Origin of the sequence: Paenibacillus sp. 1A_MP2, from assembly GCF_052244825.1 — a bacterium.
Taxonomy (GTDB): Bacteria; Bacillota; Bacilli; order Paenibacillales; family Paenibacillaceae; genus Paenibacillus; species Paenibacillus vandeheii.
In genome coordinates this window covers 6,530,959-6,548,174 of record NZ_JBQQCS010000001.1, presented here as the reverse complement: position 1 = coordinate 6,548,174, position 17,216 = coordinate 6,530,959, and the positions used below count along the sequence as shown (strand labels likewise).

Here is a 17,216-nt window from a genome sequence, read left to right as displayed (position 1 = left end):
GGGGATAACAGGTCGTACAAACAAGAGTTGACGATTTTACACTTGCCCGTGATTTTCATACAATGATAGTACAAAATTACATACAAAATTAAGCGAGGAAGCACCTCGTACATTCAGAATTTTTTTCTGTCTGTGCGAGGTGCTTTTTTTTGTAAAGATCAAGATCAATGCGAAGGATGGGAATTATGAATACTGTTGATGTAATAATAGATCATCTATCAACTGCAAAATTACTTCACGACAACTCAATAGAATTATCAGATCATCTCACTCAGTTAGTAGGCACAAGCAATGAGCTAATATATAGCTTAATCATCGGCTTAGATAAAGTGGTAAATCACAAACCAATGTTCATGTTATGGATTTCTTGAAAGGTAAGGCAAGTCTAAATACATCTGTTTTACGCATATTAGCAAAAACCCCAAAGAGTGTAACGAACGAGCCGAGAGAACAATTAATAGAAAGGAAGGAGCAAAGAACGCTAGTACATGAAATCAATAAGATGAATAACCGATTATATTCACCTAAAAATTGTGTTGATGCATTAAGGGAAGCTGCAAGCCACTTCGGTTCGGATTTTACAGTGATTCAGTATGATATTTATCGGGAAGGTAGGCTGAAGGCAAGAAACGATACGAGATTTCCATCTAGCAGAACCATAAAGAAGAACCTCGGTTACTGGAAGGCCTTCAAGTAATTCATATCAACTCATATAGAGAGTGGAGATATTATGATTCAAGTATACTATCAATTATCTCGATCGCCCTTGCAGAATAGAAGTTACTTGAAAAATAGAAGAGAGTCTATAAAGATATACAGGATAACCCAACTTGACCTATGGGGCATAAGGATCTTTTTAGGGTAAAATGATCTTACCGCTCTAATTTGAAACGGTTAAACAGAGCCGTACGTATAAACTCCATGTGTTATACATATGTTGGCTTGTACAAGCTACTTTATGTGCAGTGAAGAAACATGCTGGTTTACAGCTTATGCTTTGATAAAGGATACATAAGAGAGGAAGACACGCCTATGGAGCAACCTGAGCAACCCCGCATTTGGCCGGATCGGTTTAAGCGATTTTTTCTGAATAACAAGTTTGTCCTTTTTCTGTTAATTCTGCTGCTGGTAGGACTGAACGTGATGGTTCTGACCAAGGTATCCTTTGTTTTGCACCCGCTTGCGGTGCTGATCAAGACGATTGTGCTGCCGATTATTCTGTCGGGTATTCTCTATTACCTGCTGAATCCGATTGTGGATGTCATGGAAAAGTGGAAGATCAAGCGAGGATGGTCCATTCTAATCTTGTATCTCGCCATCGGAGGTATCCTGACAGTCGTCGTACTGGCAGTCATTCCGGTCGTGCGTAACCAAATTACGGGGCTGATCGAAAATTTCCCAACGTACAGTGAGACGGTAAAGCATCAGTTTGAGGAACTTACGGGCAGCAAGCTGTTCGGTCAGTTTCAGGAGACAGTGAATCTGAATTCTCAGGACTGGTGGGGCACGATCTCCCAGAAAGCTACTGAGATTCTGAACTCGACCTGGACCCGATTGGGCGGATTCCTTGGAGCGTTCACCGAGACGGTGCTGTCCATAGTAACGGTTCCGTTTATCCTGTTCTATCTGCTGAAAGACGGCAAGAAGCTTCCAGCGAAAATTCTGTCATTCCTGCCAATCAAGAGCCGTACGGGTGCAATGCATGTGCTGGAAGATATCAATCACCAGATTAGTTCGTTCATTCGCGGACAGATTATCGTCAGCTTCTGCATCGGTATTTTGCTCTACATCGGTTATATGATTATTGGTCTGGACTATGCGCTGATTCTTGCGATTATCGCATCGTTCACAAGTGTCGTTCCGTACCTGGGACCTGCAATCGCGATTACGCCTGCGTTGATCGTAGCTCTGGTCACTTCCCCGGTCATGCTGCTGAAGATGGTAGCCGTGTGGACCATTGTGCAATTAATTGAGGGTAAATTCATCTCACCTCAGATTATGGGCAAAACGCTCAAGATTCACCCGATCACGATTATCTTTGTCATTCTGACTTCAGGCAATCTGTTCGGTGTGGTGGGCATTCTGCTGGCTGTTCCGGGATACGCGGTGCTGAAAGTATGTGTGTCACATATCTTCAACTGGTTCAAGGAACGATCCGGCCTGTATGATCCGAAAAATAACAATCTATTGTAACCGGAGTGGGCAAGCCTAAGCTGAACCCCCATAATACACTTCTTTTTCTGCCAAAACGGTGCCCTTATACAACAGAACCCCGTCCATCGGCTAATAGCCGACAGGCGGGGGTTCTGTTGGTTGAACAGGTTTAGCTAATGCCTAGCCATGTTTAATATGCTGGAGCGTTTGCAGGAAGATCTGCTCAATGTGTGCATCATCCAAAGAATAATACACGGTCTTGCCCTCTTTGCGCCGCTTGACGATCCGCATGTTGCGGAGCGACCGCAGCTGGTGCGAAATGGCCGACTGTCCATATCGAGCAGCACCGTCAGATCGTGCACACATAATTCTTTCTGCAACAGCGCATCAATAATACGAAGTCGTGTCGGGTCGCTGAAAGCCTTGAACCAATCGGCCATCTCGGAAGAGGTCTCGCGATCCATGAGAGAAGCACGAAGGGTCTGCACGTCAGCCTCTGTTCCAGAGCAGGCCGCGTCGCATTCGGCAGGAGCTTTAACCGGTTGTTCCATTTCCTATCACCACCTATATGAACTCAACCTTTGATCAAATGTTCTTCGATAAGCCTATTATATCCAAAAAACGTCTAAAGCGAAATGATTACTATTAGCATATTCTGTATGAAAAATCAACTGGAATTGTTGACACTCATGTTTAAGCGTGCATATAATAGGGTTAACAAAACATATGAATGATTGCTCATATATTGATTGTAAGATCAAAAAAATTACGGATAACTTTGTTTTACGTACTGCAAAGGGGAGAGTTCACATGGGAACCGGACAGGAACAGGTGAAAAGGGAACTGCTGCTGGATGGATTGGATTGCGCGAACTGCGCATTGAAGATTGAGAATGGCGTCAAAAAAATTAAAGGTATTTCCGATTGCTCGGTTAATTTTGTAACTAAAACCTTATCCATGCACACCACATCCGATATGGATGAGCAGGTGGTGGAAGAAGCGAAGCGCAAAGTTCTTCGGTTGGAGCCGCATATTCGTATTTCGGAAAAAAATAAATCATCACAAGGCAGTCGTGCTGCTGCCGATTCAATAAACCGCGCCAACGGCAATGTGCACGCACACGCAGGCAGCGGAGCCCACACGCATGAGCACACGCCGAGTGGTCAAGATCATGCTGGTCATTCCCATGACCATGATCATGCACATGACCACGCCCATCAACACAGCGTCCAAGGGCACGCGCATGATCATGGAAGTCATGCCGGTCACGATCACGAACATGCAGACGGTCACGATCATGACGCGCACGCCGGACACTCGCATGAACATGGCGCTGGGCAGACGAAGGTGCTGCTGGCACGTCTGGCGGCAGGCTCCATTCTGCTGGCAGCGGCGATCTGGTCTCCGCTGGAAGGATGGGCGCAGCTTGCACTCTATGTTGTTGCTTATCTGATTGCAGGGGGAGATATCGTCCTCCAGGCGTTCAAAAACATTATTCGCGGTCAGGTATTCGATGAATACTTCCTCATGTCCGTCGCCACCATTGGTGCTTTTGCCATTGGTCAATACCCCGAAGGTGTTGCGGTCATGCTCTTCTATCAGCTCGGTGAGCTGTTTCAGGGAATGGCGGTTAATCGCTCAAGGAAGTCGATTCAGTCCCTTATGGATATTCGCCCGGACTATGCCAATATGCTGATCGGTACGGGAGAAGAGACCAAGCGGGTTTCTCCGGAAGAAGTGCGCATTGGAGATCGCATCGTGGTCAAAGCGGGCGAGCGGGTGCCTCTGGACGGGATCGTTAAGGCAGGTCGTTCCATGGTAGATACGTCCGCTCTGACGGGTGAGTCGGTGCCTCGGGAACTGGAGCCCGGCAGTGATGTGCTGAGTGGGTTCGTGAACAAAAACGGGATGTTGACCATTGAAGTAACGAAAACCTTTGGTGAATCCACGGTATCCAAAATTCTGGACCTGGTGCAGAATGCAAGCAGCCGCAAAGCCAAAACGGAACATTTTATTAGCAAATTCGCCCGTTATTACACGCCGGTTGTTGTTATTTTGGCTGCATTGATTGCGCTCGTTCCGCCGCTGGTGCTTAGTGGTGCAACATTCGCCGATTGGATCTATCGTGCACTGGTGTTCCTCGTAATCTCTTGTCCGTGTGCGCTGGTCGTCTCCATTCCGCTTGGTTTTTTCGGTGGCATCGGAGCTGCCTCACGTAACGGTATACTCATCAAAGGAAGTAACTACCTTGAAGCACTGAACGATGTCAAAGTCGTTGTTTTTGATAAAACGGGTACACTAACCAAAGGTGTTTTCAAAGTAACAGCGATTCGTCCTGAAGGTGGGCGCACGGAAGAAGAATTGATGGAGCTTGCTGCGATTGCCGAAGCCCATTCCAATCATCCGATTGCTGAATCCATTCGTGCAGCTTGGGCAAAAGATATCCGTACACAAGGTGTGGACGATTACGATGAGGTAGCCGGACATGGCATCAAGGTCAGTGTAGATGGACGTGAAGTGCTTGCTGGTAACGCCAAATTAATGGAACAGGCAGGCATCTCCTACACGACTCCACAATCCGTGGGCACAGTGGTGCACGTTGCCGAATCAGGTTCGTATGTGGGCCATCTGATCATTGCCGATGAGGTGAAGGACGATGCGGCGGCAGCTATTCAGGCGCTCAAGAAGCTGGGCATCCGCAAAACAGTGATGTTGACAGGGGATGCCAAGGCTGTTGGTGAGGCTGTAGGGCGTGAACTGGGTGTCGATGAAGTATACGCAGAGCTGCTGCCACAGCATAAAGTCGAGCAGTTAGAGCGGCTTGAAGCTTCCAAATCACCAAAAGAGAAAATGGTGTTTGTCGGTGATGGCATTAACGATACGCCCGTCTTGGCGCGAGCCGATGTAGGTGTAGCGATGGGCGGACTCGGTTCGGATGCTGCTATTGAAGCGGCAGACGTGGTCATCATGACGGATGAACCATCCAGACTGGCGAGTGCGATCCGGATTGCAAAACGGACACGAACCATTGTCTGGCAAAATATCGGTTTTGCATTGGGTGTCAAAGCGATCTTCCTGCTGCTGGGTGTGTTCGGAATTGCCACCATGTGGGAAGCGGTATTCTCTGATGTAGGGGTGACCGTGCTGGCTGTCCTGAACGCCATGCGTGTACTGCGGGTGAAGGACATCTAAGTTTTACGAAACGATCCGGCGGCTCTTCGTATATACGTAGAGCCGTTTTTTTGTTTTAATAACTGTTGTGTATTTTGAATGGAGTTAGGGGAGGACATTGTGGCTGGAGCAATTGTTGGTTTGATATGCGGCGTGTGTTATTTCGTATTGGGGTTAATGGTTTACAAAAAACCGCCTAAAAGAATCAATGGCATATATGGATACCGTACCCCACGCGCGATGAGTAACCCGGAATTGTGGGAAGAAGCACAACGATACAGCGCCAATCTGATGATGCAGTTTGGTGTCATTATTACGGTGTTTGGTATTCTTGGTTTCTGGTTTACCGATGTACAAGCATTGGTTCTGAGTCTTTTCGCTGTCGTGTTCTATACGGTACGGCTGTTTACCAAGGTTGAAGGTCGCTTGAAGGAAATGCAGCGTGTTCAGCAGCAGGGACAGAAGAAGCAAGGCGCTTAGAAGTATGATGTGAATTCGACCTGAATGAAAGATCCGTGAGAGCGGATCTTTTTTGCGTCTTATAGAGGCAGAGAATAATAACTACATTTAACAACATATTGGAAATCTTTTATTGAGATATTCAGTCGATGTTTGAGACATACTACATATTCCGGTCGAAAATCTAACGTTGACGTTAACGTTAATGATATATATAATTATGTATATAACATTATAGACATATAATGAAAGTGAGGTGAAGGAAATGAGTTTATATAAAATCGATGACGTAGCCAAGGAATGTGGTTTGACCAAGCGTACCATTCGGTATTACGAAGAGATTGGTGTTATGCCTTCACCTCAGCGGACGGATGGTGGCACACGATTATACACCCGAGAAGATATCGATTATCTGAAAAAGGTGGTCCGGGCGAAGGAAGTGCTGGGATTCTCACTTCAGGAGCTACATACCTATGTGGCAACGGCGGATGCGCTGAACGAACAGCGTTTTGACTACCAGCAGACCACGGAAGTAAAAGAACGGATCGAGAAGCTCACCAAGATGGAAACGACGCTGGACGACCAGCTGGAGCTGATTGAGCAGAAACTTCAGAGCATTCATGCCGTGCAGAAGGAACTTGAGGAATTGCGTGAACGGGTTCAGAACGGCATTCGACGATTAGAAGGGCATGAGAATGACACATAATTCATATTCCACGATAAGCACCGGGAGATCCGGTGTCCTTTGTGCCGTTTTCTTTCCCATATTTCTGAAAATGAAGACAAGAATTTCATTGTTTTCACAATTTATTTCACAACATAAATCATGAATCAGGAGGAATGATGTATGAAAAGAGAACCCTCGTTACCTGACGAATTACCGTCATCCCGTGGAGGCCTGCTGTCCCAACCCAGAGCGGTATGGGCAGTAGCCTTCGCCTGTATTATCTCCTTTATGGGACTAGGATTGGTTGACCCGATTCTGCCTGCGATTGCAGATCAGCTGCATGCTTCCAAAAGCCAGGTATCTTTATTATTTACAAGTTATAACGCGGTTACCGGGGTTGCCATGCTCATTACGGGTGTTGTATCCAGCCGGATTGGTGTGAAGTGGACACTGCTCAGCGGGATTTTGCTAATCATTGTTTTCTCGTTCCTGGGCGGGACATCTGATACCGTAGGTGCACTGGTCGGTTACCGTGGTGGTTGGGGACTGGGGAATGCCCTGTTCATCGCAACCGCATTATCCGCTATCGTGGGATTGTCCACTTCGGGGACAGCCAAAGCCATTATTTTGTACGAAGCAGCGCTTGGTCTGGGGATTGCCGTTGGTCCATTGCTCGGTGGTGAACTGGGTTCTATCTCGTGGCGTGGCCCGTTCTATGGTGTAGCTGTTCTGATGGCGATTGCTTTTATCAGTATTACGTTTATGCTGCCCAAGATAGCCAAACCCAAAACACGCAGCTCCTTGTCCGATCCGTTCAAGGCTCTGGGTTATCCTTCACTAAAAACATTGGCGATTACCGCCTTCCTGTATAACTTTGGTTTCTTTACCTTGATGGCTTATTCACCTTATGTCATGAATCTGGATGAGCACGGACTCGGTTATGTATTCTTCGGTTGGGGTCTGATGCTGGCGATCACGTCTGTATTTGTCGCACCTAGACTGCAACGCCGATTCGGATCGGTTCCTTCCATGAGCGTTATGCTGACCCTGTTCGCAATTGATTTGCTGGTGATGGCGGTAGGTACGGTGATGGGATCATCCACAACCGTTATCGTAGCTGTTATCGTTGCCGGGATTTTCCTTGGGATCAACAACACGTTAATTACAACGGCAGTCATGGAAGCTGCACCCGTGGAACGTTCTGTGGCATCGGCTGCCTACAGCTTTGTCCGGTTCCTTGGCGGTGCGTTGGCACCATGGCTTGCTGGTAAGTTATCCGAGTGGTTCCTGCCGGAGACACCGTTTTATTTTGGCGCATTGATGGTTCTGATCGGGGTCGTTGTGCTTCTGGTACGCCGCAGACATCTGCGCGATATCGATGCTGCCATTACGCATCATTAAGAACAGGAGGAATGGAAAATGCTGAAACGAATATTGGTTGCTGTCGATGGGTCGGAGCATGCACACAAGGCTTTGGAGCAAGCGGTTGTTCTGGCAGAAAGTTTGAAAGAGCCGGCTACGTTGATTATTGTTCATGTCAATCCTTCGATCTCGCTGAATGAGCCCGCACTTGGCGTGGATCTGGAAGCGCGGATCGCTGAAGAAGGTCAGCATATCATACAACCCGTTAATGAATTGATAGGTGCTCGTTCTGTTCATTATGAAACTTTGCTGATTGCCGGTGATCCCGTGAATGAGATATGCCGGGCAGCAAAGGATAGAAACTGTGATCTTATTGTGATGGGAACAGCGGGGAAAAGCATGCTCGCCGAAATCGTGGTGGGCAGTGTCAGTCACGGCGTCTTGAAACATGCAGAATGTCCGGTGATGACTGTCAATTAGAGGTATGACTTGTGTTGATGATGCCAAAGTGGTGTATAAATAGGTATGGGAATACTCTGCGGAAAACATGAATGGAGGATGCAGCGATGAAAAAACAACATCTGTTCATCGGGGCAAGCCCACCGAATCAGTAGATTATATAACACTTCAGGCACCGTACTCTGGAGAAACACTGGCAGAAGTATCCTCGGCGTCAGCTGAGGAAGTAGAAGCAGCGATTGCCGCCGCAGTTCAGGCTCGCAAAGAGATGCGCAGAATGCCTGCCCATCAGCGTGCAGACATTCTTTACAAGCTGTCTGTCCTGCTGGAAGAACGGAAGGAAGAAGCGGCACGCATTATTGCACTGGAGGCAGCGAAGCCGATTACTGCGGCGCTCGCTGAAGTTGATCGTACAGTGGAAACGTATCGTTTCGCCGCAGAGGAAGCCAAGCGACTCACTGGGGAGACGGTTCCTATGGATGCAGCCAAAGGCGGAGAAGGACGCATAGGATACACAATGCGGCAGCCCTTGGGCGTTGTCGGAGCCATTACGCCGTTTAATTTTCCGATGAACCTGGTGGCTCACAAAGTAGGACCGGCGCTGGCAGCAGGCAATACGATTGTACTGAAGCCTGCGGAGCAGACGCCGCTGTCTTCCTATTACATCGCCAATCTGCTTCAGGAAGCCGGATTACCCGATGGGGCATTGAATGTGGTGAGCGGTGAAGGCAAAACGATTGGTGATGTGCTTGTAGAGCATCCTGATGTGGCTCATATTACATTCACAGGCAGCCCCGCTGTAGGCACAAGCATTCGCAGCAAAGCCGGACTGAAACGGGTGACATTGGAGCTAGGGTCAAATGCGGCCGTCATTATAGACGCGGATGCCCATTTGGACAAGGTGGTAACGAGATGTGTGACTGGGGCTTTTACTTACCAAGGTCAGGTATGTATCTCATTGCAGCGGATTTATGTGCACAGCGCGGTCGCGGATGAGTTCATTCGCCGTTTTGCTGAAGAGGCGAAACAAGTCGTGGTAGGAGACCCGCTGAACCCGGATACCGTTGTCTCTGCACTCATCACATCCAAAGACGTACAACGTACGCTCGAATGGATTAATGAGGCCAAGCAGGCAGGTGCTGAGGTTGCAGCAGGCGGCGAAGCCGAGGGAGGCGTACTGCGTCCAACGGTGCTTGTTAACGTTCCGCGTGATGCCAAGGTGTCTTGTCAGGAGGTATTCGCGCCGATCGTTGTCATTAATAAAGTGGATTCGGTTGAAGAAGGGATTGAGCATGTGAATGATTCCATCTATGGCCTTCAGGCAGGTGTATTCACCAATGATATTCATACCGCATTGCATGCTGCTGACCACATCGAAGCTGGTGGCGTAATGATTAATGATATTCCGACATTCCGTGTGGACCATATGCCTTATGGCGGTGTGAAGCAGAGCGGGATGGGGCGTGAAGGTGTCAAATATGCCGTGGAGGAAATGACGGAATTGAAGTTTGTCATGTTTAACAAGAATTAAGATCGACCTATAAATGAGCGGATATTCGAGATGAAATAGAACAAGGTGATCCTGTGCCCGAATTAGCGGGTGCAGGATTTTTTAGCTTTTTAACATTCAGTCCTTAACGTAAAAAATACATAGCTTTTCTTCACTGACCCCGGGTTCACATTTGATGAGAAGGGTATAAATACTTATCATACCGCGAATCTATCAATTACATGCCGTTCATATCAACGAAGTATTGTGTATTTATCCAGAGAAATGAACGGATTACTCGGGTACAGATTGTCGAACGTTTTATAATCTCTCACTCAAAATTCAAATAAAATGCAGAATGAGCAAGCCTGAGCATACAGGCCAGACAGGAGGTGTATTCAAGTGGCATATTCCATGGTTGATGTATCCGGAATGTCCGGTGTAAGTCTTAATGAATTGGGACAATACGCAGAGACAGGTCTGCTGAATCCTGCCTTCGTGGGTCAAGATGATGATATCTACTATGAGAAGCCGGAATTGCTAAGGCTGCAGCAGATACTGTTCTGTAAAGAAGTAGGCATGGAGGAGGAAGAAATCGCCCCCATGCTCAGGGATACTCCCCGGGACATGATCCGTATTATGCAGCAGCATCGGATCGAGATGCTGGAGAAGGCTCTTCATCTTCACAGGATGATCCAGACACTGGACAAAACCATTTCCTATTTACGAGGAGAGCAGGAACTGGATGAGGATGAACTGTACGCAGGCTTTTCGAATAAAGGACGTCACAGGCTTTTAAATGAAACGACCTCTGATCATGCGGCAAAGCATGATTATTACGAACAGAAGCAGACCAAAGCCGCTCAGAAGCAAGGCGTCCATTCCTTGGAGCAATCCACCATGCCCGAGGGCCAGGAGATGAAGTCAAAGGAAGATTTTCTCGATTCGCAAGCGAAGCTTGACCGGATTCATTTGGACTTGCAGGGTGCCATTGAGGAGGGGTTAACCCCGGCAGCTTGGAGGTACAACAAATTATTGGCAGACATCTCGAATGGATCAAGGATTATTACACACCAACGGCCGAGATTTACCGTGATCTGGGCAATCTGTATGTCGAGCACAAAAATTTTCGCCAGATGTATGATGGCTATCACCCCAAGCTGGCCGAGTTTTTGCGAGACGGGATGATGATTAAGGCGGAACAGGATTTATCCTAGATGCATAAAGTATCATGGGCGAGCAGAACATGGGTGTGAAGAAAATAATCATAACAAAGAGCGCAGCTCCTCTAGTGAGGAGTGCGCTCTTTGTTATTGCACATCATCGTAAAGCTGATGAATGCTTCATCTGCTTAATGAACATGTCCCTTCAGGCAGTTAGGATAATTCCAGCTGCTCTGTAATCAGGCTTACCGCCTTTTCCAGGAAGATGCGGTCTTCATCGTCAAAACGGTTCTTGAGCGGGCTATCGATGTCGAGCACCCCGTACAATTCGCCGTTTTTGATAATAGGTACTACGATTTCACTGTTCGATGCGGCATCACAGGCGATATGGCCTGGAAAGGCATGAACATCTTCAACGACAATCGTACGTCGTTCCGAAGCAGAAGTGCCGCATACACCGCGTCCCAGTGGAATACGGATGCAGGCAGGCAGTCCCTGGAATGGACCGAGTACAAGTTCTTTTCCATCATACAGGTAGAATCCGACCCAATTGGTATCGGTCATAAATACATTGAGCAACGCCGCAGCGTTTGCCAGATTAGCAATGTCGCTAGGTTCATCGCGGATCAGAGCGCTTAACTGTCCCAGGACGGCGGTTTGCTGCTCGCTTCGTGTTCCTTCATAAGAAACAGCTTGAAACATGATGAATCACCCTCCCGAGCAAAAATGGTACTTATTTTCAAGATAGTGCAGAGTATGCGGTTAGTCAAGCGGAGGATTTCGGAAAAGGCAGGTCTTGCCTGAAAATTCCTCCTGTTTCTCATCTTCCTGCGTGGGGTAATTACTTAGCAACCACGGCGGGCTACAACCCGGGAAGGAGCTTGGCTTATGCATGCAGAGGTACAGAATCTTTTTGTACGAATTCATCTTCTATATTTGGCCCAAAATCAGGATTTAACCGTTAGCGACGCATTGCCTCTATTGGAAGAACGGGGATATCGCGTTGGTGAGCGGGAGATCAAGCAGGAGCTTGAGCATCTGACGCAAGAGAACTTCCTGACCGCCCATGGAGATCAATGGAGTCTTACCGGGACTGGCATTGAGGAGTTTAAGGAAATCACAGCTGTACTTGGCCGGGTTAGTGAGGAATTGCTGGCGACGGGCAAGAAGACGTCTACTGCCTAAATCTACCTTGGGTCAAAGTCTCCCGAAATTTCATGCAAACTTGAGTTAATCGATACGTACAACAAGACCGGGAGCGGAAGCGCCCGGTTTTTTGACGTGATGCGTGCCCAGAGGCACGCATGATCTTGTTGGTGAAAGTCCAACCCAAGGAGGGGCCAAGCCACCTTGGTAGCTAGGATGCTTGCATATGGCGAAATCCGTGTGCAAAAGCGCATCGACAAAAGTACCTGTCAGAGACAGGGCGAGCAACAAGCCAGGCCGCAACATAAAGTGAATCCTGCCGCGTCGTCAAAAAGGCCCTGCAAGGGGAAAAGAAGGTGTCGAGTCTCGATCACATAGACGAAGGCCAAGGAAGCTGTGTAGAACTTGGAACAACAGTGAAGAACCTTCCGGCGTAGAGGGAGTGGCATGGCTTGAAAGATCATGCAGTGAACTGGGGAGACCCTCCCCCACTCGGATTTTTTTTTTTAGGAATTCGTAAAGAGACACTCTATAAGTCCAAAAGACGAAGTGAAACGTCTGTGGGAAGGGAGTCCGAGGGGCTCATAGTACCGAAGAACCCAAGGACAACATAACCTTGGGGAGGGAAGGAGCCCTGCGTTGTTTATGCTTTTGGAGGAGGTACGAGTGAGTGAATGCCAATCGGCTAACAACACCAAAGGAAAAAGTTCAACAACTCCAAGATAAGCTAGGTCATGTGGCCAAGGAGAACAGCAAGCGTAAATTCCATGCCTTGTACGACAAAGTCTACCGGTGGGATGTCTTGTACGAAGCCTGGAGACGAGTGAAAGCGAACAAGGGAGCGGCAGGTGTAGATGCCATAACGCTGGCAGATGTGGAGGAACAAGGAGAAATGAACTTCCTCAAGGACTGCGAACGAGCGTTGAAAGAAGGCAACTACCATCCGCAGCCTGTACGGCGGCACTATATCCCAAAGAAAGATGGGAAGCAAAGACCGCTGGGCATACCCACCGTGCGCGACCGAGTCATACAGATGGCAACGAAACTCGTGATTGAACCCATCTTTGAAGCGGATTTTGAGGACGTATCCTTTGGATTTCGCCCGAAACGAAGTGCGAAAGGAGCGCTGGAACGAATTCGGAAAGCTTGCAACCGCAAAGGGAATTGGGTAGTCGACGTCGATATCCAAGGTTACTTCGATAACATTAATCAAGAGAAGCTGATGAAATTGGTGCAGATGCGCATCAACGACAGGCGGATACTGAAATTAATACGGAAGTGGCTTCAGGCGGGAGTGATGGAAGAAGGAAACGTAAGGCGCTCCGATTTAGGAACGCCGCAAGGTGGTGTGATCTCACCGCTTCTGGCGAATATCTATCTGAACTATTTTGACCGACTATGGGAGAAACATGGAAGAGGTCTGGGAGAACTGACAAGGTATGCAGACGACTTTGTAGTAATCTGTAAAACCAAAAAGGACGCCGAGCATGCGTATGAACTCATAGGCAAAATTATGGAACGTCTGGAGCTAACCCTGCACCCGACCAAAACTCGCATTGTAGGTCTATGGACAGGAGACGAGGGATTCGACTTCTTAGGAATGCACCACCGAAAAACGAAAGCAGAAACTTCGCAAGGGAAGGTATATTATACCACGCAGCAATGGCTAACCAAAAAGGCGGAAGAACGTATTCGTGGAGTCGTTAAAGAGCGACTGTCTCCACCGAGTATGCGATCCAGATCGTTCGCGGAACATGTGAAATGGCTCAATCCGAAGATTCAAGGGTGGAGAAATTATTACTACACGAACTACAGCCAAAAGAGACTAGCTAAGCTGGACTGGTATATTTTGCAACGGTTAACACGGTGGTACGCGAAGAAGAGACAACGCAGAAAATGGATGGGTTCAGTATCTGAGGTTAAATATATCGCCGGCCAATATGGACTAAAAACGCTGTTGTAATTTGCATGCCCATGAATGACGAACATCGGAAAGCCGTATGAGGGAAAACCTCACGTACGGTTTGATGAGGAGGGGCTGGGTTTTGCCCAGCCTTTTACTCTAGTACGATGACTGAACAGTTGCCATTCGGTGCAGGTTATGGTTAGATGGCTATTGAATCTTATGGTCTGTGGAGATGGATCGGATCGGAGTGTCTTTTCATGTATAAATGCAAAGGGAGAATTCCCGAACTAGAGACAGGACGGCTGCGTTTGCGCAAAATGCGCCGCCGGGATGCGGCCCAGATGTTCGCTTGCTGGTCTGACCGGGAAGTGACACGTTATATGAATTTGGCGCCCATGATTGGGACAAGTGAGGCTGCGGATATGATTGGGCTGCTGAATCATATGGCAGGAGAAGAGGAGGCGATTCGCTGGGGATTGAACTCAAGGAAACGGGCCGGCTTATCGGAAGCTGCGGATATAATACTTGGCAGCTTGAAGGCGCATTTCGGGGTGAGATCGGTTACGAACTGGGGCGCGATTACTGGCGTTACGGTTATATGACGGAAGCATTTTCGGTTATGCTGCCGTTTGGGTATGAGACGATGGGTCTCAATCGAATTGAAGCGCTGGTTGATCCGCGTAACCTCGCTTCGGGTGAGTTTCTGACGAACCACGGCTTCACGCGGGAAGGACTGCTGCGTCAGGTGCAGCATACGTCTACCGGATATAAGGATATGGTGATGTATTCCCTGCTATACGATGAGTTTTTGCGCAAGAGAGAGAATTAAAGAGAGAAGGGTTTGTGTGAATACAACAGGAGGTTTGAATCGCAGCTTCATCTTGGCGGGGTTGCTGTTGGCGACTTTTTTGTCGGCCATTGAAGGTACCGTAATTGGTCCGGCAGGGCCAACCATTGTCAGTGAACTGGGTAGTGTACAGCTGCTAAGCTGGATCTTCACTGCTTATCTGTTAACGATGGCTGTCAGCACGCCGATTTTCGGCAAAATCAGTGATATATACGGACGAAAGCCGGTATTCCTGATTGGTTGTGCCTTATTTTTACTAGGCTCGCTTCTTTGCTGCCTTTCGCAGAACATGGAGCAGCTGATTATTTATCGTGCGATTCAAGGGATTGGTGCAGGTGCAGTTGTGCCTGTTACGTTTACGATTATCGGTGACATCTATCGGATTGAAGAACGAGGCAAAATACAGGGCTGGATCAGCTCCGTGTGGGGCATATCCTCTCTGGCAGGACCGCTGCTGGGCGGTTATTTTGTAGACAATCTGGGATGGCAGTGGATCTTTGGATTCAATTTGCCATTCGGACTGCTGGCAATGTGGTTTGTATTTCGTTATTTGAAGGAAGAAATGTCTCCGCGTACCGCAAAAATTGACTACATGGGTGCGTTGACCTTTACCGTCGGTATCACCGCATTGCTCTTTGTATTGTCGGCGGGTGGACAGTATTACGCCTGGAGTTCTCCTGTTATTGTGGGATTGAGCATTGTGGCTATCTTGTTCATGATTTTATTTTTTGTAGTGGAAAAGAGAGCTCAGGCCCCGATGGTTCCTCTCCATCTGTTCCGTATTCGGGACATCCGGGTGGCGAATATCGCCGGACTGTTGACTAGTACCCTGATGATTGGCCTAACCAGTTATTTGCCACTTTGGGTGCAGGGGGTTCGGGGCGGTAATGCGACTGAATCGGGATTGTTGCTTGCACCCATGTCAGTCGGCTGGCTGATCGGCAGCGTTCTTGCGGGCCGTCTGTTAATGAAGATTGGATCACGCTTAACGGCAGTGATTGGATTAACCGGGATCGCCATAGGCTCGGGAGGACTCTTCCTGGTCGGTGGGACGTCGCCCAGTCCGTACTGTTTATTCTGACCTTTATATATGGACTCGGCTTCGGGTTTGCTTTTACGATATTCACAATTATTTCGCAGTCTTCGGTCGGATATAAGGAGCGTGGATCGTCCACGGCGTTACATACCTTCATGCGTACGCTAGGACAAACCATTGGTGCAGCAGCCTTCGGCACTTGGTTGAACTATCGAATATCAACGTTGTCGAGCGAGCAGCATCTGGCGGAGGCGGGGATCTCGGATGGGGACCTGAATCAACTGCTTGCCCCGCATACGGAAGCTGCCCTGTCGGATGAAAAATGGTCACTTTTGCGTAACGTGCTGGAAGGAAGTCTGCACTCATTGTTCGTTATCATGTTTGTCATTGCCATTATCTCGTGGGTGACGACACTGGCCTTGCGCAAACGGCTAATCGTTCCCGAAGATGCAGATGCTCCGCCGCAAGCGCAAGCTTCAGGGAAGTAAACAAAGTAAAAAGAATAATTCTTGAATCAAGGCAGCTGTTTCTTGGCTGCTTTTTTGTTTATTATTTTCTAGAAGGGATTTTCTGTAATGTTCAGTAATAGAATGGGAGGCGAGTTAAGATGAGAAAACAATCGCAGCAATCGTACTGGTTTGTGCCATTTTCAATCAAGTCGCTGGCAGCCCTTCTAACATGTATTTCGCTTCCTATGGTTGTCGAACTCATGCAATATGTTCCCTTAGCTGAACGAGCTGAACATACATATTACTATCCTTTCTGGTATACATTGATCATAAGCATTCTTATCAATGTAGCTGTTCTTCTGTTTCTGATCCTGCCTTTATCATTATTTGCGGACAATGTGCTTGCTTCCTTGAGATTGAATGGACCTGTAACAAGGGTGATATCTGTAATCGGAACTTATTTTCTTTTGGGTATAGGCAGTGCACTGTTGTTCTCCATCTTTGTGTTCAAAATGGATGCCTTCCAGTATGTCGGCCCTTATCAATACGTAGTAATAACAACCTTTGTTTTTTTGTTGTGGCAATCCGGTCTGGGATGGATAGTGAATAAAGCCCGTAATCAGAGGCAAACCAACACAAAATAATATAGATATCTCATTGGGAGTAGAGGTGAGGATGATGTTTCCCAATAATCTGAATTCGTCGAAGGAAGACGAAGCCAAACGCAAGTACGAAGAGACTCAGAGGGAGATTGAGGGGCACAGTCGCTCAGATCTTTCCAGATACGTTGTCGATTTGCTGATTGCAGGTGGATTGGTCGTCGCAGCCCTCACGGTGTTGATGTGGATTCTGTACCTTTGATTAACACATACGAATAACCGGTGCCGCCTATTTAGGCGAACCGGTTA

The 17,216-nt window shown here is 47.9% G+C and carries 13 protein-coding genes and 5 pseudogenes; 15 read left to right on the top strand and 3 right to left on the bottom strand.

Annotated elements, in window-relative coordinates; translation table 11 throughout:
• Positions 1–1,032 precede the first annotated feature (1,032 nt).
• Positions 1,033–2,193 (top strand): AI-2E family transporter, encoded by a 1,161-nt coding sequence (locus ACTWJ7_RS32185; RefSeq protein ID WP_301882412.1) that lies wholly within the window; start codon positions 1,033–1,035, stop codon positions 2,191–2,193.
• Positions 2,194–2,334: 141 nt separating this feature from the next.
• Here the strand turns inward: ACTWJ7_RS32185 and ACTWJ7_RS32180 are convergent.
• Positions 2,335–2,705: pseudogene (locus ACTWJ7_RS32180) on the bottom strand (ArsR/SmtB family transcription factor).
• Positions 2,706–2,964: 259 nt separating this feature from the next.
• Between ACTWJ7_RS32180 and ACTWJ7_RS32175 the strand changes: the two are divergent.
• From ACTWJ7_RS32175 to ACTWJ7_RS32140, 8 genes and pseudogenes are all read left to right on the top strand, one after another.
• Entirely contained in the window at positions 2,965–5,346 is a 2,382-nt protein-coding gene (locus ACTWJ7_RS32175; RefSeq protein WP_301882410.1) for a heavy metal translocating P-type ATPase, read from the top strand.
• A gap of 99 nt (positions 5,347–5,445) precedes the next feature.
• Positions 5,446–5,805, top strand: coding sequence for an SdpI family protein (locus ACTWJ7_RS32170; RefSeq protein ID WP_285080285.1), 360 nt, complete (start codon positions 5,446–5,448; stop codon positions 5,803–5,805).
• Between the two features lie 244 nt (positions 5,806–6,049).
• Entirely contained in the window at positions 6,050–6,490 is a 441-nt protein-coding gene (locus tag ACTWJ7_RS32165; RefSeq protein ID WP_301882409.1) for a helix-turn-helix domain-containing protein, read from the top strand.
• A 141-nt stretch (positions 6,491–6,631) separates the two neighbouring features.
• Positions 6,632–7,852 carry an MFS transporter gene (locus ACTWJ7_RS32160; protein WP_024632975.1) on the top strand — a complete coding sequence of 407 codons (1,221 nt, stop codon included), beginning with the start codon at positions 6,632–6,634 and terminating at the stop codon, positions 7,850–7,852.
• A gap of 18 nt (positions 7,853–7,870) precedes the next feature.
• The gene (locus ACTWJ7_RS32155) at positions 7,871–8,293 is read left to right on the top strand and encodes a universal stress protein (protein ID WP_079348857.1); all 423 of its coding nucleotides are present in this window, start codon (positions 7,871–7,873) and stop codon (positions 8,291–8,293) included.
• Between the two features lie 86 nt (positions 8,294–8,379).
• Positions 8,380–9,803: pseudogene (locus ACTWJ7_RS32150) on the top strand (aldehyde dehydrogenase family protein).
• A gap of 372 nt (positions 9,804–10,175) precedes the next feature.
• Positions 10,176–10,361, top strand: a pseudogene (locus ACTWJ7_RS32145) (MerR family transcriptional regulator); the annotation flags it as partial.
• A gap of 416 nt (positions 10,362–10,777) precedes the next feature.
• The gene (locus tag ACTWJ7_RS32140) at positions 10,778–10,978 is read left to right on the top strand and encodes a TipAS antibiotic-recognition domain-containing protein (protein WP_443146244.1); all 201 of its coding nucleotides are present in this window, start codon (positions 10,778–10,780) and stop codon (positions 10,976–10,978) included.
• A gap of 159 nt (positions 10,979–11,137) precedes the next feature.
• Here ACTWJ7_RS32140 and ACTWJ7_RS32135 read toward each other — a convergent pair whose 3' ends face one another.
• Positions 11,138–11,626 carry a GAF domain-containing protein gene (locus tag ACTWJ7_RS32135; RefSeq protein WP_079348860.1) on the bottom strand — a complete coding sequence of 163 codons (489 nt, stop codon included), beginning with the start codon at positions 11,624–11,626 and terminating at the stop codon, positions 11,138–11,140.
• A gap of 186 nt (positions 11,627–11,812) precedes the next feature.
• On the opposite strand from ACTWJ7_RS32135, the gene ACTWJ7_RS32130 reads away from it, so the two are divergent.
• The gene (locus tag ACTWJ7_RS32130; protein WP_024632980.1) at positions 11,813–12,109 is read left to right on the top strand and encodes a hypothetical protein; all 297 of its coding nucleotides are present in this window, start codon (positions 11,813–11,815) and stop codon (positions 12,107–12,109) included.
• A 45-nt stretch (positions 12,110–12,154) separates the two neighbouring features.
• Here the strand turns inward: ACTWJ7_RS32130 and ACTWJ7_RS32125 are convergent, their stop codons facing one another.
• Positions 12,155–12,376 (bottom strand): hypothetical protein, encoded by a 222-nt coding sequence (locus ACTWJ7_RS32125; protein ID WP_301882400.1) that lies wholly within the window; start codon positions 12,374–12,376, stop codon positions 12,155–12,157.
• Between the two features lie 364 nt (positions 12,377–12,740).
• Here ACTWJ7_RS32125 and ltrA point away from each other — a divergent pair, with 364 nt between their 5' ends.
• From ltrA to ACTWJ7_RS32100, 5 genes and pseudogenes are all read left to right on the top strand, one after another.
• Entirely contained in the window at positions 12,741–14,033 is a 1,293-nt protein-coding gene (ltrA, locus tag ACTWJ7_RS32120) for a group II intron reverse transcriptase/maturase (RefSeq protein ID WP_301882399.1), read from the top strand.
• A gap of 200 nt (positions 14,034–14,233) precedes the next feature.
• Positions 14,234–14,805: pseudogene (locus tag ACTWJ7_RS32115) on the top strand (GNAT family N-acetyltransferase).
• A gap of 34 nt (positions 14,806–14,839) precedes the next feature.
• Positions 14,840–16,347 (top strand): annotated as a pseudogene (locus tag ACTWJ7_RS32110) (MDR family MFS transporter).
• A 119-nt stretch (positions 16,348–16,466) separates the two neighbouring features.
• Positions 16,467–16,952 (top strand): hypothetical protein, encoded by a 486-nt coding sequence (locus ACTWJ7_RS32105; protein WP_079348861.1) that lies wholly within the window; start codon positions 16,467–16,469, stop codon positions 16,950–16,952.
• 31 nt (positions 16,953–16,983) lie between these two features.
• On the top strand, positions 16,984–17,169 hold the full coding sequence (locus tag ACTWJ7_RS32100; RefSeq protein ID WP_024632984.1) for a hypothetical protein: 186 nt from the start codon (positions 16,984–16,986) through the stop codon (positions 17,167–17,169).
• The last annotated feature ends 47 nt before the right edge of the window (positions 17,170–17,216 follow it).